This window comes from Sphingomonas sp. Leaf343 (assembly GCF_001423765.1).
In the GTDB taxonomy this organism is placed as follows: domain Bacteria; phylum Pseudomonadota; class Alphaproteobacteria; order Sphingomonadales; family Sphingomonadaceae; genus Sphingomonas.
Window position 1 is genome coordinate 230,884 of sequence record NZ_LMPG01000012.1, and the last position, 18,029, is coordinate 248,912.

An 18,029-nucleotide genomic window follows, 5' to 3' on the forward strand; every position below is an offset into this window, starting at 1 on the left:
ACGGGCTTTACTCCCTCGCTACCTCACAGGTCGATCAGAATGCGGGTCGGATCCTCGATAGCATTCTTCAGCGCGACGAGGAACGTCACCGCCTCGCGGCCGTCGATCAGGCGGTGGTCGTAGCTGAGCGCGAGGTACATCATCGGGCGCACGACGACCTGCCCGTTCACGACGACCGGGCGGTCCTCGATCCGGTGGAGGCCGAGCACGGCGGACTGCGGCGGGTTGATGATCGGGGTCGACATCAGCGAGCCGAACACGCCGCCGTTCGAGATGGTGAAGGTACCGCCCTTCATCTCGTCCATCTTGAGCGCGCCGTCCCTGGCGCGCTTGCCGAAGTCGCCGATCGTCTTTTCGATGCCGGCGACCGACAGGTCCTGCGCATCGCGGATGACGGGGACGACAAGGCCGCCGGGTGACGACACCGCGACCGAGATGTCGGCATAGTCGTGATAGACGATCTCGTCGCCCTCGATCGAGGCGTTGACCGAGGGGATGTCCTTCAGCGCCATCGTCGCGGCCTTCACGAAGAAGCCCATGAAGCCGAGGCGGACGCCGTGCTTCTTCTCGAACAGATCCTTGTACTTGGCGCGCGCCTCGATCACCGCGGTCATGTCGACGTCGTTGAACGTCGTCAGCATCGCGGCGGTGTTCTGCGCCTCCTTCAGGCGCTTGGCGATCGTCTGGCGGAGACGCGTCATCTTGACGCGCTCTTCCTTGCGGCCGCCCGTCGCGGGAGCCGCGGCGGCGGGTGCGGCCGGAGCCGACGTCGTCGCCGGCTTGGACGAGGCCGCGGCGGCAACGTCCTCCTTGGTCAGGCGGCCGTCCTTGCCGGTGCCCTTGATCGTCGCGGGATCGACACCGTGTTCCAGCACCGCACGGCGCACCGACGGCGACAGCGCGGCCGGGGTGTCGCCGGTCGCCTCGGGCTCGGCAGCAGGGGCCGGGGCGGCTGCGGGTGCAGGGGTCGGGGCGGCGGCGGCACCGTTACCCGAGTCGATCGTCGCGATCATCGCGCCGACCTGCACCGTGTCGCCGACCGACACGGCATGCTGGCCCATCACGCCGGCGACCGGCGACGGAACCTCCACGGAGACCTTGTCGGTTTCCAGCGACGCGATCGGCTCGTCCGCAGCGACCTTGTCGCCCGGCTGCTTCAGCCACTCGCCGAGCGTCGCTTCGGTGATCGATTCGCCCAGAACGGGGACCAGAACTTCGGTTGCCATGATCTTCTGCCTTCGTTGTGCCCCCGACAGGACGGGAGCCCAGTACTGGGTGGGTTAGCTTGCGGCCTTGCCGGCCTTCTTCGTCGTCTCGGCGTCGCGGCTGCGGCGGATCTCGTCGCGGACCGAATGGCCGAGCGCGTCAGCGACGAGCGCACCCTGCTCGGTCTGGTGCCGCTTCATCAGGCCGGTCGCCGGCGATGCGGCGGCGGTGCGGCCGGCGTAGCGCGCGCGGCGGACCGTCGCGTTCGCCTTGCCCAGCGACTCCTCGATCAGGGGTTCGACGAAGAACCAGTAACCCTGATTCTTCGGTTCTTCCTGCGCCCAGATCACCTCTTCGAGGTTCGGCATCCGCGCCACCCGCGTCGCCAAAGCGTCACCGGGGAACGGATAGAGCTGTTCGATCCGGACGATCTGCGTCTCCGTGTCGCCGGCCGCATCGCGAGCCTCGATCAGGTCGTAGGCGACCTTGCCGGTGCACAGCACGAGCCGCTTCGTCGTCGCATCCGGCGCGCCGTTGGTGTCGGACAGGATGCGCTTGAAGTGGGTGTCGCCCTGAAACTCCGCCGCGCTCGACACCGCCAGCTTGTGGCGGAGCAGCGACTTGGGCGTCATCACGATCAGCGGCTTGCGGAAATTGCGGTGCATCTGCCGGCGCAGCAGGTGGAAGTAATTGGCCGGCGTCGTGCAGTTCGCGACCTGCATATTGTCGCCCGCGCACAGTTGCAGGAAGCGTTCCGGCCGCGCCGACGAATGCTCCGGACCCTGACCTTCGTATCCGTGCGGCAGCAGCATGACGAGGCCGTTGGCGCGCAGCCACTTGGCTTCGCCCGACGCGATGAACTGATCGATCATGATCTGCGCGCCGTTGACGAAGTCGCCGAACTGCGCCTCCCACAGGACCAGCGTTTTCGGATCGGCCAGCGCATAGCCATATTCGAAGCCGAGCACGCCATATTCGGACAGCGGGCTGTCCAGCACCTCGAACCGGCCATGCTCGATACCCTGAAGCGGCACGAACTTGTGTTCGTCGGTCTGGTCGATCCACACCGCATGACGCTGCGAGAAGGTCCCGCGGCCCGAATCCTGGCCCGACAGGCGAACTCCGTATCCCTCCGACAGCAGCGACCCGAACGCCAGCGCCTCGCCGGTCGCCCAGTCGAAGTTGCTGCCGGTCGCGAACATCTGCCGCTTGGCGTCGAGCACGCGGCTCAGCGTCTTGTGGACCTGGATGCTGTCGGGGATCGTCGTCAGCGTGCGGCCGAGCGAGTCGAACAGCTTGGTCGACAGGCCGGTTTCGATATTACGACGGCTGGACTCGCCCTCGGCAGGTGCCGACAGGCCGGACCAGCGGCCCGCGAACCAGTCCGCCTTGTTGGGCTTGTACGACGCGCCCGCCTCGAACTCGCCTTCCAGCAGCGTGACGTGGCGGTTAACCTGCTCGTCCACCCACGCCTGATCGACGACACCTTCGCCGACGAGGCGTTTGGCGTAGATCTCGCTGACGGGCGCGTGATCCTTGATCGCCTTGTACATCAGCGGCTGCGTGAAGGACGGCTCGTCGCCCTCGTTGTGACCGAAGCGACGATAGCACCACATGTCTATGACGATGTCGCGGTGGAAGGTCTGGCGGAATTCCATAGCCATCTTCGTCGCGAAGGTCACCGCCTCCGGATCGTCACCGTTGACGTGGAAGATCGGCGCCTGAACGCCCTTCGCGACGTCCGACGGATAGGGCGACGAGCGCGCGAATTGCGGGCTGGTCGTGAAGCCGATCTGGTTGTTGATGATGAAGTGGACGCAGCCGCCGGTGTTGTAGCCGCGGATGCCCGAGAAGCCGAGGCATTCCCAGACGATCCCCTGCCCCGCGAACGCCGCGTCGCCGTGGATCAGCACGGGCAGCGCGCCGGTATGATCCTTCAGGTCGCCGGCGATCGTCTGGATCGCGCGCGTCTTGCCGAGGACGACGGGGTCCGCCGCCTCCAGATGCGACGGGTTGGCGACCAGCGACATATGCACCTTTTGGCCGTCGAACTGACGATCGGTGGAGGTGCCGAGATGGTACTTCACGTCGCCGGAGCCGCCGATGTCGTCGGGGTTGGCGCTGCCGCCCGCGAATTCGTGGAAGATCACGCGCAACGGCTTCGCCATGACGTTGGCGAGGACGTTCAGCCGGCCACGATGCGCCATGCCGAACACGATCTCGTTGACGCCCATCTGGCCGCCATATTTGATGATGCTTTCGAGCGCTGGGATCATGCTCTCGCCGCCGTCGAGCCCGAAGCGCTTCGTGCCGACATACTTGCGGCCGAGGAACTTCTCCCACTGCTCCGCCTCGACGACCTTGGTCAGGATCGCCTTCTTGCCTTCGGGCGTGAAGTCGATGGCCTTGTCCTGCCCCTCCATCCGCTCCTGCAGGAAGCGGCGTTCCTCGACATCGACGATGTGCATGTATTCGAGGCCGACGTTGCCGCAGTAATTCTTGCGCAGCGTGTCGACGAGCTGGCGGATCGTCGCCCAGTCATACCCCATCGTGCCGCCGAGATAGATCGGGCGGTCGATGTCGGCATCGGAGAAACCGTAATATTCGGTCTTCAGATCGTCCGGCATCTCGCGCTTGGACAGGCCGAGCGGATCGAGATTGGCGGCGAGATGGCCGCGGACGCGGTAGGTGCGGATCAGCAGCTGCGCGCGGATCGCATCGCCCGCCGCCTTGACGATGTCGTCCTTCGACGGGGCGGCGGCGGCCGGAGCGGCGGCGGCGGGCTTGCCGCCCTTCGCGGGTTTCGGCGCGGGCTCCATCTGGGTCGGATCGAGCGCGGCGGTCAGGTCGTCGGTGCTGGTCAGCGGCCAGCGGTCGCTCTGCCAGCTCGGCCCCTGCGCGCCGTTCTCCAACCCTTCGAAGAAGGCACGCCAGCCGGGTTCGACGTCGCCGGGCGAGGACTGGTACTTCGCGTACAAGCCCTCGATGAACGCCGGGCTGACGCCCGAGGCGATGTCGCTGAAATCCTGGCCTTCGTAGCCCATGTCACTGTCCTCTTGTGCTCCCGCGAGGGCGGGAGCCCGGCACCGGGTCCCCACCTGCGCGGGGACCACGGTCCGGTTCAGCCGTTCAACACTTCCAGCAGGGTCGAGCCCAGCTCCGACGGAGACGCCGCGACCTTGATCCCGGCAGCTTCCATCGCCGCGATCTTGCTCTCAGCGTCGCCCTTGCCGCCCGACACGATCGCGCCGGCGTGGCCCATGCGGCGGCCCGGAGGCGCGGTGCGGCCCGCGATGAAGCCGGCCATCGGCTTCTTGCGGCCACGCTTCGCCTCGTCGATCAGGAACTGCGCCGCCTGCTCCTCGGCGTCGCCACCGATCTCGCCGATCATGATGATCGACTGGGTGGCTTCGTCCGCGAGGAAGAGTTCCAGCACATCGATGAAGTTGGTGCCGTTGACCGGATCGCCGCCGATGCCGACCGCGGTGGTCTGGCCAAGGCCGGCGTTCGAGGTCTGGAACACCGCCTCATAGGTCAGCGTGCCGGAGCGCGAGACGACGCCGACCGAGCCCTGCTTGAAGATCGAGCCGGGCATGATGCCGATCTTGCACTGGCCGGGGGTCAGCACGCCGGGGCAGTTCGGGCCGATAAGGCGCGACTTCGATCCCGACAGCGCCCGCTTGACGCGGACCATGTCGAGCACCGGGATACCTTCGGTGATCGTGACGATCAGCGGGATCTCGGCGTCGATCGCCTCGAGGATCGAATCCGCCGCGAAGGGCGGCGGCACGTAGATCACGGACGCGGTCGCGCCGGTCTTCGCCTTCGCCTCGGCGACGGTGTTGTAGACGGGCAGGCCGAGATGCTCGGTGCCGCCCTTCCCCGGCGTGACGCCGCCGACCATCTGCGTGCCGTATTCCAGCGCCGCCTTGGTATGGAAGCTGCCGGTCTCGCCGGTCATGCCTTGGGTGATGACCTTGGTATTGCGGTCGACGAGGATGCTCATTTGATCTCCAATCCTGTCCACCCCGGCGAAGGCCGGGGTCCAGTCGGGAAGACGATCATGGTAGAGCGATACGGTCGTACAGGTCGGCCCAATCGGGGTTCAGCCCTTCGATCTCTCGCACTTTCCAGTCTCGCTTCCACCCTTTCATCTGCAGCTCGCGCTGCCTTGCCGTTTCCCACTCGCCACACGCCTCGTACCAGACGAGCAGCTTGCAATCATAGCGCTTGGTGAAATCGGGAACGACGCCGTTGCGATGTTCCCAAATCCGCTTCACAAGATTCACCGTCGAACCCAGGTAGAGCGTACCGTACCGGCCGCTGGCCATGATGTAGACGAAGGCTTGCCTTTCCATCACGTCCTTCACCCAGAATGGACCCCGGCCTTCGCCGGGGTGGTAGGCCCCTCCGGGTTCGGGTTAGTTCAACGAACCATCGATCCCCTTGCACGCCACCAGCAGTTCCTTGACCGCGTCGACGGACACCTGGAAATTGCCCTTGGCTTCATCATCCAGCGCGATCTCGACGATCTCTTCGACGCCACCGGCACCGATCACGACGGGGACACCGACATACAGGCCGTCCAGCCCGTACTGGCCGTCGACATAGGCGGCGCAGGGCAGCAGGCGCTTCTGATCGAACAGATACGCCTCCGCCATCGCGATGCCGCTGGTAGCGGGCGCGTAATAGGCCGAGCCGGTCTTGAGCAGGCCGACGATCTCGCCGCCGCCGCCGCGCGTGCGCTTGACGATCGCGTCGATCTTCTCCTGCGTCGACTTGCCCATCTTGATGAGGTCGGGGACGGGGATGCCGGCGACGGTCGAATACTGGACGACCGGGACCATCGTGTCGCCGTGGCCGCCCAGCACGAAGGTCGAGACGTCCTTCACGGACACCTTGAACTCGTCGGCGATGAAGTGGCTGAAGCGCGCCGAGTCGAGCACGCCCGCCATGCCCACGACCTTGTGCGTCGGCAGGCCGGAAAACTCGCGCAGCGCCCAGACCATCGCGTCGAGCGGGTTGGTGATGCAGATCACGAACGCGTCGGGGGCGTTGGCCTTGATGCCCTCGCCGACCGCCTTCATCACCTTCAGGTTGATGCCGAGCAGGTCGTCGCGGCTCATGCCGGGCTTGCGCGCGACACCGGCGGTGACGATGATGACGTCCGCGCCGGCGATGTCGGCGTAATCGTTCGAGCCCTTGATCTCCGCGTCGAAGCCTTCGACGGGCGCGCACTGCGACAGGTCGAGCGCCTTACCTTGCGGCACACCCTCGACCACGTCGAACAGGACGATATCGCCGAGCCCCTTCAGGGCCGCGAGATGGGCGAGCGTGCCGCCGATATTACCGGCGCCGATCAGCGCGATCTTCTTGCGGGCCATCCAATCCGTCTCCGTGCCGAGTGATTGGACGGGGCGGTTACGCCTGTTCGGCCCTCAGGGCAACCTCTAAATTGCACCTATTGCAAGCGTCTTGCAATAGCAACAGGCTCAGTCGAGCCCGTGTCCGGCACAAAGATACTCATCCGACCGCATCTCCTCCAGCCGGCTGACGGTGCGTTCGAATTCGAACCGGCCGTCGCCCGTGGGGTAGAGCTGGTCGGGCTGGGCGTCCGCGGCGGCGAGCAATTTGACCTTGTGTTCGTACAGCGCGTCGATGAGCTGGACGAAACGCGCGGCCTCGTTGCGGTTGTCCGGGCCGAGCTTCGGAATGCCGACGAGGATGACCGTGTGATAGCGGCGGGCGATCGCGAGATAGTCGGCCGCGCCCTTGGCTTCGCCGCACAATTTCCTGAACGAGAAGACGGCGACGCCCTTCAGCGTCTTGGGGACGTGCAGCGTGCGGCCCTGCACCGGCAGGTCCTCCGAGGGAATCGGCTCGGTCACCTCGTGATCGGTCAGGCGAAAGAAGGCGGCCGACAGGTCGGCGGTCGCCTCCGGACCGTTCGGCACCAGCCATGTGTCCTGCGATCCCAGCCGGTCGCGGCGGTAATCGACCGGGCCGCGCAGCGACAGCACGTCCAGCCGCTGTTCGATCAACGCGATGAACGGCAGGAAATGCTCGCGGTTGAGGCCGTTCCGGTAGAGGTCCGTCGGCGCGCGGTTCGACGTGGCGACGATCGTCACGCCCGCGCCGATCATCGCGGTGAACAGCCGCGACAGGATCATCGCGTCGGGGCTGTTCGTGACCATCATCTCGTCGAACGCCAGCAGCCGCGCCTCCTCGCCGAGCGCGGCGGCGACGGGCAGGATCGGGTCGCCGACCTCCTTGCGGCGCTCGACGGCGATGCGGCCGTGCACCTCGATCATGAATTCGGAGAAGTGGACGCGGCGCTTCGCCGGGATGTCCACATGCTCGAAGAACAGGTCCATCAGCATCGACTTGCCGCGACCGACGTCGCCCCACAGATAGTTGCCGCGAGGGCTTTCGGGGCGGCGGCCGGTCAGGCGGGCGAACAGGCCGGTGGCCGGCGGGTTCTCCAGCGCAGTGGCCAGCGCGTCCAACCGGCGCGCGGCGTCCGCCTGAGCGCCGTCGGGGCGGAGTTCGCCCGCGGCGACGAGCGCGTCATAGGCGGCGAGGACGTTGGGCATGCTGGTTCGCTTCTTCGGCTCCGCTCGCCTGACAGGAGCGATTGAGGTGGATTTCTCCGCACGCGACGGTCGACGGATGCACCTGCGCAGTGACGGCGGTGGCGGCAAAAGTCGAGATCGTTAAGCCTCCGCGCGTGGCGGCCTTGACGACGTTACCCGCCTCCCGCGACCCGCGCATGACGCCAATACGCTACCGCAGCGTCGGCTTCCGCACCGTGCCGGAGAATGCGGCGACCCTGGTATCGCCCTGGGTCACCAGCCCGCGCAGGAACAGCAGGCGGCCGGTTTCGCGGAGAAGTTCGACCTCGGCGTCGAGTGGCTGGCCGATGATCCCGCCGCCGATGAACTGCGTATCCAGGCCGAGCGTCACCGCGGTGCCCGCCTCGAGCAAGCCGAAGGCGCGCGCACCGGCGAACAGCGCCACGTCGACGAAGGCGAGGATCGCCCCGCCATGGACGGTGTCGCGAATGTTCGAGTGCCGGCGCTGCGGGTGCATCCGCACGCGGGCGGTATTCCCTTCAAGCCGGTACGCGATCGATCCGAGCAGCGCATTGAAGCGCGTTTGGTCGACCGCATCCCAGCTTCGCCAACCGGGTTCGCCGGGCAGTTCGGCGTCGACGAAATGATCCTGCACGGCAGGCGTCAGACGACGCGCTCGGCTTCCATCTTCTTGATCTCGGCGATCGCCTTGGCGGGGTTCAGACCCTTGGGGCAGACATTCGCACAGTTCATGATCGTGTGGCACCGGTAGAGGCGGAAGGGATCCTCCAGCTCGTCCAGCCGCTCGCCGGTCATCTCGTCGCGACTGTCGGCCAGCCAGCGATACGCCTGCAACAGGATCGCCGGCCCGAGGAACTTGTCGCTGTTCCACCAATAGCTGGGGCAGGACGTCGAGCAGCACGCGCACAGGATGCACTCGTACAGGCCATCGAGCTTGTTGCGGTCATCCGGCGACTGCAACCGCTCCTTGCCGGAGGGCGGCGGGGTGACCGTCTGCAACCACGGCTTGATCGAGCTGTACTGCGCGTAGAAGTGCGTGAAGTCCGGAACGAGGTCCTTGACGACGTCCATATGCGGCAGCGGCGTGATGCGGATCTCGCCCTTCACGTCCTCGATCGCGGTCGTGCAGGCGAGCCCGTTCTTGCCGTCGATGTTCATCGAACACGAACCGCAGATCCCCTCGCGGCAGGAGCGGCGGAAGGTCAGCGACGAGTCCTGCTCGCTCTTCATCTTGATGAGCGCGTCGAGCACCATCGGCCCGCACTCGTCCAGATTGACCTCGAAATTGTCGTAGCGCGGATTTTCGCCGCTGTCGGGATCGTAGCGATAGACCTTGAACTTCTTCAGCCGGCCCTGCGAGGTCGCCGGGTGCGTCGCGCCCTTCTTGACGACGCTGTTCTTGGGCAGGCGGAATTCGGCCATGAAACTTTCCGATCGAGGATGTCGACCCGCGTTACATCACGCAAGGCCGCCGGGCCAACCCCGTTTTCGCATTCAGATAACGTCGAGCACCAGACCGAGCGATCGCGCCTCCTCCGCCTCGATGTACCAGTTGGCCGGAGCCTTCTCCAGCAACTGCTCCATCGTCACGCGCGTGCCGCGTATCAGGTCCTCGAACCCCTCGTTCTGGATGTTGATCGAATCCTCGATCTCGTGGAGCTTCGCCTTCAGCGTCCATGACAGGCTGTTGAGCGGCCCGTTGAGCTGAATGGTCGACTGCATCTGCCGCTCGTGGATCATCACGCGGCTGTTCTTGGTCAGAAAGCGGCTGTCGGCGGGGAACGCCGCCATCAGCGTCGCGCCGGCGGAATAGACCGCGACCTTGCCCAGGAACAGCGTCTCGCGTCCGGTGTAGTCCCGCAGTAGCCGGATCGAGTCGCCCATCGCCCTCGCCATTTCCGGATCGCCGCCCAGCGTCGTGAGCGACAGGACGAGAGGGCCGTCCCCGGGCGCGGCGGCCAACTGGTCCTTGAACGTGGCGTACATCGCCTCGTTGACCGGACCGTAGAGCTGGATGTGGGGACTGGCGAGCAACGGATAGTTGCGCGCGTTGCTGGCGGGAGAGGTGTCGGTCATGGCGCGGCGAACCGCCTGCGCCGGTACTGGTTCCGCCGCGGACATAGATATCTTTGGCGCCTCATCACTTATGTATCCTTTTCAGGTGGTTGCCGGGAACCAGCGCATTCCGGCCCGGTTGCCACGAGCATCATCCGCCAAAGGAAATCGCATGTCCGTGACGCTCAAGCCGCTCGCCGAACAGGTCATCGTCATCACCGGCGCAAGCTCCGGCATCGGCCTTGCCACCGCACGGACCGCCGCACGGGCGGGCGCAAAGGTCGTGCTGGTGGCGCGATCGGAGGACGTGCTGCGCGATATCGTCGCGGAGATGGAGGCGGAGGGATGTTCGGTCGCCGGCAAGGCCGCCGATGTCGGCGACCGTGCCGGGCTGGAAGCGGCGGCGGCGCATGCCGTCGAGCGGTTCGGCCGGATCGACACCTGGATCAACGACGCCGGCGTCGCGATCTATGCCAAACTGCTGGAAACGTCCGACGACGAGCATGAACGGCTGTTCCGGACCAACTATTTCGGGACGGTGCACGGGTGCCAGGCCGCGGTGCCGCATCTGCGCCGACAGGGCGGTGCGCTCATCACCGTCGCGTCGATCGTGTCCGATATGGCGAGCCCGGTGATGGGGGCCTATGCCGCATCGAAGCATGCCGTGAAGGCCTATGTCGAGGGGCTGCGGATGGAACTGGCGGCGGCGGGCGAACCGATCGTGGTGACGCTGGTGAAGCCGTCCGGCATCGACACGCCGATCGGACAGCATGCCGCCAATCACGAGGGCGGCGAGGCGCAGATCCCGCCCCCGGCCTATGATCCGCAACTGGTCGCGGACGCGATCCTCGATTGCGCTGTGCACGCCCGGCGCGAGGTGACGGTGGGCGGCGCGGGCCGGATGCAGGCACTGTTCGCGGCGCATTTTCCGGCCCTGTACGAGAAGCTGGCCCCGATCGCAGCGCGCAGCTTCGTCGATCGCCACAAGGAACAGCCGGGCCCAAGCAACCTGAAATGGGGCGTCCGGGCGGGGGAGGTGCGATCCGGCGAACACCCCGCGGCCCGAAAGACCAGCGTGTACACAGCGGCGGCGCTACATCCGAAGACGACGGCGGCGATCGGGATCGTGGCGGTGACCGCGGCGGTGCTGGCGGGACGGCGGCGCGGTTGACGATGGGCCCGGATTAATCGATCATCCGCTTATGCAGCTTCCGGACTTCGACAGCATCGCCATTGATCCGGGCGTCTGCGGCGGGCGTCCCGTTATCGCAGGTACGCGCATGCGGGTAAGCGATATTCTGGAGATGCTGGCCGGAGGTGCAACAGAGACAGAGATCGTCGCGGATTTTTCTTACATCTCTGAGGCGGATATCCGGGCATGCCTGTCATTCGCGGCCCACGCCGCCAATCATCCGATCGTTATGGCTGCTGAGTGAAGTTCCTCGTCGATGCACAGCTTCCACCGGCATTGTGCGGCTGGTTGATGTACAAGGGACATGAGGCGATCCATGTCATCGATGTTGGTATGATCGGTGCCGCCGACCGGGAAATCGCAAACTACGCCGAACAGGGGAATCTGATCCTTGTCAGCAAGGATGAGGACTTCCTGCTGCTCCGGTTGCCGGATCGCTTTGTTCTCTTGTGGCTGCGTGTCGGCAACGCCACAAATCGTGCCTTGACCGTTTGGCTGCAAGCGCGTTGGCCAACGATCGTCGGAATGCTGACGACCGGTGAGCGACTGGTCGAGGTCAGGTGACGCCGGCGATGCCTACGGAGTAACTCGATCGGAGCCGATGTTCGCCGCGACGGACGAGCATCGCCCGCAGGGGTCATCCTGCCGGCGACCGCACGGGCGGCGGCCGCAGCCACCGCCCGTCCCGATCAATACACCCGCTTCTTCGGCTTGATGTAGTCGATGTCGTCGGTCATCGTATAGTCGTGGACCGGGCGATAATCGATCGCGACGCCGCCGCCCTTGCCGCCCCAGCCGTCGAACGTCGTCAGCGTGTGCTTCATCCAGCCGGCATCGTCGCGCTCGGGGAAGTCCTCGTGCATGTGGGCGCCGCGGGATTCCTTGCGGTTTTCCGCCGCCTTGATCGTCACCGATGCCTGCGCCATCAGGTTATCGAGTTCCAGCGTCTCGACCAGATCGGTATTCCAGATCAGCGAGCGATCCTTGACCGACACGTCCTGCAGGCCGGCATAGATCTTCTCCATCTGGGCGACGCCCTCGGTCAGGAGCGCGCTGTCGCGGAACACTGCGCAGTGCTTCTGCATGGTGCGCTGCATCTCGACGCGCAGCTTCGCGGTCGGGGAGCTACCGGCGGCGTGGCGGAACGTGTCGAGCCGGCCCAGCGCCATCTCCTCCGAACCCTTGGGCAGCGGATTGTGCGGCGTGCCGGGCTTCAGCTGGTCCTTGATGCGCAGGCCGGTCGCGCGGCCGAACACCACGAGATCGATCAGCGAGTTGGAGCCGAGCCGGTTGGCGCCGTGGACGGAGACGCACGCCGCCTCCCCGACCGCGAACAGGCCGGGAACGATGCTGTCGGGGTCACCATCCTTCAGACGCACGACCTCGCCGTGATAGTTGGTCGGGATGCCGCCCATATTGTAGTGGACGGTCGGCGTGACCGGCAGCGCCTGACGCGTCAGGTCGACGCCGGCGAAGATCTTGCCCGTCTCGGTGATGCCCGGCAGCCGCTCCGCCAGCACCTTCGGATCGATGTGATCGAGGTGGAGGAAGATGTGGTCCTTGTGCTCGCCGACGCCGCGGCCTTCGCGCATCTCCATCGCCATCGAGCGCGAGACGACGTCGCGCGACGCCAGGTCCTTCGCCGACGGGGCATAGCGCTCCATGAAGCGCTCGCCCTCCGAGTTGGTCAGATAGCCACCCTCGCCGCGTGCGCCCTCGGTGATGAGAACGCCCGCGCCGTAGATGCCGGTCGGGTGGAACTGGACGAATTCCATGTCCTGCAACGGCAGGCCGGCACGCAGCACCATCGCGTTGCCGTCGCCGGTGCAGGTGTGCGCCGACGTTGCCGAGAAATAGCAGCGGCCGTACCCGCCCGTCGCCAGCACCACCTGATGCGCGCGGAAGCGGTGGATCGAGCCGTCTTCCATGCACAGCGCGATCACGCCGCGGCAGACGCCGTTTTCCATGATGAGGTCGAGCGCAAAATATTCGACGTAGAAGTCCGCGTCGTACTTCAGCGACTGCTGGTACAGGGCGTGCAGCATCGCGTGGCCGGTGCGGTCGGCGGCGGCGCAGGTGCGCTGCACCGGCGGGCCTTCGCCCATATTCTGCATGTGGCCGCCGAACGGACGCTGATAGATCGTCCCGTCCTCGTTGCGGCTGAACGGCACGCCGGCATGTTCCAGCTCGTAGACCGCCTGCGGAGCCTCGCGACAGAGATACTCGATCGCGTCCTGATCGCCGAGCCAGTCGGAACCCTTGACGGTGTCGTACATGTGCCACGACCAGTGATCGGGCGAGTTGTTGCCGAGCGAGGCGGCGATGCCGCCCTGCGCCGCGACGGTGTGCGAGCGGGTCGGGAACACCTTGGTGATGCAGGCGGTCTTCAGGCCCGCCTCGGCGATGCCCATCGTCGCGCGCAGGCCGGAGCCGCCCGCGCCCACCACGACCGCGTCGTAGGTGTGGTCGATGATCTTGTACGAGGCGACCATTATGCTGCGGCTCCGAAGGCGATCTTGAGGATGGCGAAGATGGCGGTGCCACCCAGCGCCACCACGAAGAAGTTGAGCGCGACCATGAACACCACGCGGCTGGCGTCGTGCTGGTAATCCTCGATCACCACCTGCAACCCCATGCGGAAATGCCAGAACACTGACAGGACCAGCAGCGCCATCGGGATCGCGACCCACGCGCTTTCCAGCCACAGCCGCATCGTCATATAGTCATAGGCGGGCTGGCGCGCGATCGAGATCAGCAGCCATGACATCAGCAGGAAGTTCGATCCCGCGGTCAGCCGCTGCTGCCACCAATGGTGCGCGCCTTCCTTGGCCGAACCGAGACCGCGCACGCGGCCGAGCGAGGAGCGCATCACTTCATCCCCAGATAGAGCCAGAACAGCGCGGTCAGCGTCACCGACGCGACCATCGTCAGCATGGCATAGGTCTTGTTCGTCTTCAGCTCGTACCCCGCGCCCGTGTCGAGCACGAGGTGGCGGATGCCCGTCATCATGTGCTGGAACAGCGACAGCGTCAGCCCGATCGCGACCACGAAGCCCGGGATGTTGAGGCCGCCCGCGTCGACCGTGAAGACGTCGCGGAACGTCGCATAGCTTTCGGCACCGCCGGCGATCGCCGCCAGCCACCAGACCAGCAGCAGCGCACCGACGGTGGCCATGCCGCTGCCGGTGACGCGGTGCAGGATCGAGACCAGCATGTGCGGGCCCCATTTCCAGATGCCCAGATGCGGGGATAACGGACGGGCGGGATTGCGGGATGCCAAGGCGGATGGTCCTCGTCGCGGGTGAACGGCTGTTTCGTCCCGCCTATGATGCGGCGCGCGCGGATGCAAGGACATGCCGACCGCAGGCGGGACAGGGCGGTCGCGATCCTTACTCCAGGTTAACCTCTTTGCGATACGCCCCGTCCATCGCATTTCGGGGACACCACCACGTGATCAAAGACCTTCCAGCACCCGGGTCCGTCGCTGCCGGCATGGATATTGGATCGCGCCTGCGCGCGTTCGATTTCGATGACACGATGATCGCGACCGCCCGCGCCTGCTGGACCTTGCTGGAGCCGGACGCGCGGCCGATCGCGGTGGCGTATTGGCGGCAATGGCAGCGATCGTTCGGCGACACGATCGACTGGGCCCCGCACGAGGTCGAGAAGATGGTCGATCTGGGCTGCGTCTTCCTGCGCGACCGCTTCCTGTACACCAATCAGCGCGGATGGGTCGAATCGGTCGAGCGTTCCGTCGCCGCCGCATTCGCCGCCAAGGTATCGCCGATGGCGCTGTTGTCGATGATCGCCGCCAGCGACCGGGCCGCGCTGGACGTGATGCTGGCCCGTGTCGAGCCGATCGACCCGCAATTGCTGCTGATGATCGGCGTGCTGACGCGGCTGTCGATGCTGGAATGCGATGTCACGCTGGCGATCTACGAAGAATATAACGAGCATGTCCGGCGCGGCGCACGCGACCGGCTGGCGACCGATTTTCGCGAAGGCATCGCGCTGACCGTGGAAAGCGCCACCGAGGAGGGCCGCGCCCTGCGCGAGCGGACCGTCCGCAGTTCCAACGCCACCCGCGGCATGCTGGGCAAGGCGTCCGAAGTCGCCGCCGCCGCCGAACAGTCCGCCGTCGCGATGCGGGAGGCGGCGCAGACCGCCGCCGGCCTGATCCGCGCGATCGAGGATGCCCGCAACGAGGTGGAGGCCGCCGCCGAGATCGCGACCCGCGCCAGCGCGCAGGCCAGCCAGGCGGTCGGCATGTCCGAAACCCTGTCGGACCACGCCAAGTCGATCGAATCGATCCTGGGCCTGATCCGCGACATCGCCGGCCAGACCAACTTGCTGGCGCTGAACGCCACGATCGAGGCCGCCCGTGCGGGCGATGCCGGTCGCGGCTTCGCCGTGGTCGCGCAGGAGGTGAAATCGCTCGCGTCGCAGACCGCGCGCGCCACCGACGACATCGCCGCCAAGATCGCCGCGATCCAGTCGGCGACGCGCTCGACCGTGGAAACCAACGCGTCGATCAAGTCGACCGTCGCGGAGGTGCAGGAAAGCGCCGACCGCATCCGCTACGCGATGGAGGCGCAGGCGCAGACCGTCACCGCGATCACCGCCGCCGTCGACGAGACCGCGCTGGCCGCCGATTCGATGTCGGGCACGATCACCGCGATCCGCGAGGATACCGAAGCCGTCGCGACCGAGATCGACTGGGTCGGTCGCGGCTTCGACGTGCTCGACAGCCGTCTTGGCAGCCTGAAGACCAGCGCCGGCGATTTCGTCGCCAAGGTCGCGGCCTGAGATCACCCGGTGGAGTCCGCCTCCTCCCGACGTCACGGTACGCAACGCTCCATCCAAGAGCGGGTGCGGGACTATGACTGGGACGGCGCGATCGAGCCGGCGTGCCGCCGGATCGCCGGCCTGCTGGTGGGGACCCCGGCGCTCCGCGCCATCGACGTGGCGTTCTGGAACTTCTATGCGCGGCATCCCGATGCCGCGCACATGCGTGCGGTGTTCACGCCGGACCGTATCGCGAGGCTCAGCGAGACGTCGGTCGGCTATGCCGCCGCGATCTACGGCGCGCCCTATGACTCGCGCTGGGAAGAGATCGCCATCGCCAACGCCGAGGGGTGCGTCAGGACGGGCGTCCCGCTGCGCGTCCTGTTGAGCGGACTGGCGTTCACGCATTCGGAAATCGTCAAGATCGTCGACCGGAATCTCGCCGACCGGGCGGAGGCGATGCTGCTGGCCGACGTCGTTCAGCGCATGGCGCTGGTCGAGGCGGACGTGATGACCACCCATATCCGCAGCCTCGACTCGCAGCGGGCGCACAGCGAGCGGCAGGCCCGCGGCACCGCGTTCCGCGAGAAGATCGCGGGCACGATCCACGACACCGCGACGATGGGCGCGCGGTTGCGCGTGCAGGCGGGGGATGCGGCGACGTCCACGCGCCGCGTGCTCGACCGCACCAACGAGGTGGCGAGCGCCGCCGAACAGTCCGCGGTCGCGATGCGGGAAGCTGCCCAGACGGCCGCCGGCCTGATCCGCGCGATCGAGCAGGCGCGCGGCGAGGTCGACGCCGCGGCCGAGATCGCCAATCGCGCCAGCCTGCAGGCGACCGATGCGGTGGGCATGTCCGAGACGCTGTCGGGTCATGCGCAGTCGATCGAATCGATCCTGGGCCTGATCCGGGATATCGCCGGCCAGACCAACCTGCTGGCGCTGAACGCCACGATCGAGGCGGCCCGCGCGGGCGATGCCGGTCGGGGCTTCGCCGTCGTCGCGCAGGAGGTGAAATCGCTCGCGTCGCAGACCGCACGCGCCACCGACGACATCGCCGCCAAGATCGCCGCGATCCAGTCGGCGACGCGGTCCAACGTCGCCACCAACGCCTCGATCCGCGAAACCGTGGTCGAGGTACAGGCCAGTGCCGAACGTATCCGCGAAACCATGGGCTTGCAGGCGCAGACGGTCAGCGCGATCACCGCATCGATCGATGAAACCGCGCTGGCGGCGGACTCGATGTCGGGAAACATCGCCAACATCCGCCACGACACGCAGGCGGTCGGTGGCGAGATCGACGCGCTCGGGCGGGGTTTCGGCACGGTCGACGACGAACTCGCCCGGTTGCAGGCGGCCGCCGACGAGTTTTCCGCCAAGGTGGCCTAAGCGCCGCCCGCGCGGTAAGCGGCGGCCATGACCATCCTTCTCACCGGATCGAGCCGCGGTATCGGCGCGGCGATCCACGACGCACTGACCGCGGCGGGCCATTCCGTGATCGGGCACGGCACCGCCAGCGGCATCCCCGCCGATTTCGACGAACCGGGCGCGGCGCCCGCCTTGTGGCGCGAGGCGCTGAACCGCGCGGACGGCGCGATCGACGTCCTAGTCAACAATGCCGGCGTGTTCGAGGCGACACCACTCGACGATCCGGACTGGCTGGCCGGCTGGGAACGGACGATGCGGATCAACCTGACCGCCGCAGCGGAATTGTGCCGGCTGGCGGTGCTGCACTGGCAGGAGCGTGGCGTGACGACCGGGTTCAAGGGGGGCAGGATCGTCAACGTCGCCAGCCGCGCCGCCTACCGCGGCGACTCGCCCGCGCACTGGCATTATGCCGCGTCGAAGGCGGGGATGGTCGCGATGACGAAGACGATCGCCCGCGGCTATGCGGCACAGGGCATATTGGCCTTCGCGGTGTGCCCCGGCTTCACGATGACCGGCATGGCCGACGATTATCTGACCAGCCGGGGCGGCGACACATTGCTCGCCGACATCCCGCTGGGCCGCGTCGCGATGCCCGACGAGGTCGCGGCGGCGGTCAGGTTCCTCGCGCTCGATGCGCCGCCGTCGATGACCGGCGCGGTGCTGGACGTGAACGGGGCTAGTTATGTCCGCTGAGAGTCCGCCAGAAAACGTGCGAAGCGGTTTTTCGTCCGGCGGCGCGACCCGACAGGAAAGCTGGAAGGTCACCCTGCC

18 protein-coding genes are annotated in these 18,029 nt (G+C 66.6%); 6 read left to right on the plus strand and 12 right to left on the minus strand.

The window, feature by feature from the left end:
• Positions 1-23: 23 nt before the first annotated feature.
• The 9 genes from odhB to ASG07_RS10655 form a co-directional block, all read right to left on the minus strand.
• Complete coding sequence (odhB, locus tag ASG07_RS10615) at positions 24-1,226, minus strand: 2-oxoglutarate dehydrogenase complex dihydrolipoyllysine-residue succinyltransferase (RefSeq protein ID WP_055845740.1); 1,203 nt, start codon at positions 1,224-1,226, stop codon at positions 24-26.
• A gap of 54 nt (positions 1,227-1,280) precedes the next feature.
• Entirely contained in the window at positions 1,281-4,250 is a 2,970-nt protein-coding gene (locus ASG07_RS10620) for a 2-oxoglutarate dehydrogenase E1 component (RefSeq protein ID WP_055845742.1), read from the minus strand.
• A gap of 77 nt (positions 4,251-4,327) precedes the next feature.
• Positions 4,328-5,212: a succinate--CoA ligase subunit alpha gene (gene sucD / locus ASG07_RS10625; protein ID WP_055845745.1), complete on the minus strand. Its 885-nt coding sequence runs from the start codon at positions 5,210-5,212 to the stop codon at positions 4,328-4,330.
• A gap of 55 nt (positions 5,213-5,267) precedes the next feature.
• Positions 5,268-5,576 carry a GIY-YIG nuclease family protein gene (locus ASG07_RS10630; RefSeq protein ID WP_443024605.1) on the minus strand — a complete coding sequence of 103 codons (309 nt, stop codon included), beginning with the start codon at positions 5,574-5,576 and terminating at the stop codon, positions 5,268-5,270.
• 51 nt (positions 5,577-5,627) lie between these two features.
• Positions 5,628-6,590 carry a malate dehydrogenase gene (gene mdh, locus ASG07_RS10635; RefSeq protein WP_055845748.1) on the minus strand — a complete coding sequence of 321 codons (963 nt, stop codon included), beginning with the start codon at positions 6,588-6,590 and terminating at the stop codon, positions 5,628-5,630.
• A 108-nt stretch (positions 6,591-6,698) separates the two neighbouring features.
• Positions 6,699-7,799 carry a cell division protein ZapE gene (gene zapE, locus ASG07_RS10640; RefSeq protein ID WP_055845751.1) on the minus strand — a complete coding sequence of 367 codons (1,101 nt, stop codon included), beginning with the start codon at positions 7,797-7,799 and terminating at the stop codon, positions 6,699-6,701.
• Between the two features lie 190 nt (positions 7,800-7,989).
• Positions 7,990-8,433 carry a PaaI family thioesterase gene (locus ASG07_RS10645; protein WP_055845754.1) on the minus strand — a complete coding sequence of 148 codons (444 nt, stop codon included), beginning with the start codon at positions 8,431-8,433 and terminating at the stop codon, positions 7,990-7,992.
• An 8-nt stretch (positions 8,434-8,441) separates the two neighbouring features.
• A complete protein-coding gene (locus ASG07_RS10650; protein WP_055845756.1) occupies positions 8,442-9,221 on the minus strand; it encodes a succinate dehydrogenase iron-sulfur subunit in 780 nt (259 codons plus the stop codon).
• A gap of 72 nt (positions 9,222-9,293) precedes the next feature.
• A complete protein-coding gene (locus ASG07_RS10655; protein WP_055845759.1) occupies positions 9,294-9,875 on the minus strand; it encodes a ClpP family protease in 582 nt (193 codons plus the stop codon).
• Between the two features lie 151 nt (positions 9,876-10,026).
• Between ASG07_RS10655 and ASG07_RS10660 the strand changes: the two genes are divergently transcribed.
• The 3 genes from ASG07_RS10660 to ASG07_RS10670 are packed head-to-tail and all read left to right on the plus strand — an operon-like array spanning position 10,027 to position 11,610.
• Positions 10,027-11,025 (plus strand): SDR family oxidoreductase, encoded by a 999-nt coding sequence (locus ASG07_RS10660; RefSeq protein ID WP_055845763.1) that lies wholly within the window; start codon positions 10,027-10,029, stop codon positions 11,023-11,025.
• Between the two features lie 31 nt (positions 11,026-11,056).
• Positions 11,057-11,290 (plus strand): DUF433 domain-containing protein, encoded by a 234-nt coding sequence (locus ASG07_RS10665; protein WP_055845767.1) that lies wholly within the window; start codon positions 11,057-11,059, stop codon positions 11,288-11,290.
• On the plus strand, positions 11,287-11,610 hold the full coding sequence (locus ASG07_RS10670; RefSeq protein ID WP_055845770.1) for a DUF5615 family PIN-like protein: 324 nt from the start codon (positions 11,287-11,289) through the stop codon (positions 11,608-11,610). Before ASG07_RS10665 ends, ASG07_RS10670 begins: the two co-directional genes overlap by 4 nt.
• Before the next feature lie 125 nt (positions 11,611-11,735).
• On the opposite strand, the gene sdhA is transcribed toward ASG07_RS10670, so the two are convergent.
• From sdhA to sdhC, 3 genes are read right to left on the minus strand one after another with little or no spacing between them, the layout of a single operon-like run.
• Positions 11,736-13,538 (minus strand): succinate dehydrogenase flavoprotein subunit, encoded by a 1,803-nt coding sequence (gene sdhA, locus ASG07_RS10675; protein WP_055845773.1) that lies wholly within the window; start codon positions 13,536-13,538, stop codon positions 11,736-11,738.
• A complete protein-coding gene (gene sdhD / locus ASG07_RS10680; protein WP_055845775.1) occupies positions 13,538-13,915 on the minus strand; it encodes a succinate dehydrogenase, hydrophobic membrane anchor protein in 378 nt (125 codons plus the stop codon). Before sdhD ends, sdhA begins: the two co-directional genes overlap by 1 nt.
• Positions 13,915-14,259 (minus strand): succinate dehydrogenase, cytochrome b556 subunit, encoded by a 345-nt coding sequence (sdhC, locus tag ASG07_RS10685; protein WP_236694637.1) that lies wholly within the window; start codon positions 14,257-14,259, stop codon positions 13,915-13,917. Before sdhC ends, sdhD begins: the two co-directional genes overlap by 1 nt.
• 278 nt (positions 14,260-14,537) lie before the next feature.
• Here sdhC and ASG07_RS10690 point away from each other — a divergent pair, with 278 nt between their 5' ends.
• The 3 genes from ASG07_RS10690 to ASG07_RS10700 all read left to right on the plus strand — a co-directional run bounded on the left by ASG07_RS10690 (position 14,538) and on the right by ASG07_RS10700 (position 17,951).
• Positions 14,538-15,851, plus strand: coding sequence for a methyl-accepting chemotaxis protein (locus ASG07_RS10690; protein ID WP_055845781.1), 1,314 nt, complete (start codon positions 14,538-14,540; stop codon positions 15,849-15,851).
• Positions 15,852-15,914: 63 nt separating this feature from the next.
• A complete protein-coding gene (locus tag ASG07_RS10695) occupies positions 15,915-17,219 on the plus strand; it encodes a methyl-accepting chemotaxis protein (protein WP_330219020.1) in 1,305 nt (434 codons plus the stop codon).
• A gap of 27 nt (positions 17,220-17,246) precedes the next feature.
• Positions 17,247-17,951, plus strand: coding sequence for an SDR family NAD(P)-dependent oxidoreductase (locus ASG07_RS10700; RefSeq protein WP_055845789.1), 705 nt, complete (start codon positions 17,247-17,249; stop codon positions 17,949-17,951).
• Positions 17,952-18,029 lie beyond the last annotated feature (78 nt).

What these genes read in the sequence shown, in the direction of transcription:
- zapE (WP_055845751.1), bottom strand. Translation starts at nt 7,799, where the DNA reads ATGCCCAACGTCCTCGCCGCCTATGACGCGCTCGTCGCCGCGGGCGAA.
- ASG07_RS10620 (WP_055845742.1), bottom strand. Translation starts at nt 4,250, where the DNA reads ATGGGCTACGAAGGCCAGGATTTCAGCGACATCGCCTCGGGCGTCAGC.
- sucD (WP_055845745.1), bottom strand. Translation starts at nt 5,212, where the DNA reads ATGAGCATCCTCGTCGACCGCAATACCAAGGTCATCACCCAAGGCATG.
- sdhD (WP_055845775.1), bottom strand. Translation starts at nt 13,915, where the DNA reads ATGCGCTCCTCGCTCGGCCGCGTGCGCGGTCTCGGTTCGGCCAAGGAA.
- sdhA (WP_055845773.1), bottom strand. Translation starts at nt 13,538, where the DNA reads ATGGTCGCCTCGTACAAGATCATCGACCACACCTACGACGCGGTCGTG.
- sdhC (WP_236694637.1), bottom strand. Translation starts at nt 14,259, where the DNA reads ATGCTGGTCTCGATCCTGCACCGCGTCACCGGCAGCGGCATGGCCACC.
- ASG07_RS10650 (WP_055845756.1), bottom strand. Translation starts at nt 9,221, where the DNA reads ATGGCCGAATTCCGCCTGCCCAAGAACAGCGTCGTCAAGAAGGGCGCG.
- mdh (WP_055845748.1), bottom strand. Translation starts at nt 6,590, where the DNA reads ATGGCCCGCAAGAAGATCGCGCTGATCGGCGCCGGTAATATCGGCGGC.
- ASG07_RS10660 (WP_055845763.1), top strand. Translation starts at nt 10,027, where the DNA reads ATGTCCGTGACGCTCAAGCCGCTCGCCGAACAGGTCATCGTCATCACC.
- ASG07_RS10690 (WP_055845781.1), top strand. Translation starts at nt 14,538, where the DNA reads ATGGATATTGGATCGCGCCTGCGCGCGTTCGATTTCGATGACACGATG.
- ASG07_RS10700 (WP_055845789.1), top strand. Translation starts at nt 17,247, where the DNA reads ATGACCATCCTTCTCACCGGATCGAGCCGCGGTATCGGCGCGGCGATC.
- ASG07_RS10655 (WP_055845759.1), bottom strand. Translation starts at nt 9,875, where the DNA reads ATGACCGACACCTCTCCCGCCAGCAACGCGCGCAACTATCCGTTGCTC.
- odhB (WP_055845740.1), bottom strand. Translation starts at nt 1,226, where the DNA reads ATGGCAACCGAAGTTCTGGTCCCCGTTCTGGGCGAATCGATCACCGAA.
- ASG07_RS10665 (WP_055845767.1), top strand. Translation starts at nt 11,057, where the DNA reads ATGCAGCTTCCGGACTTCGACAGCATCGCCATTGATCCGGGCGTCTGC.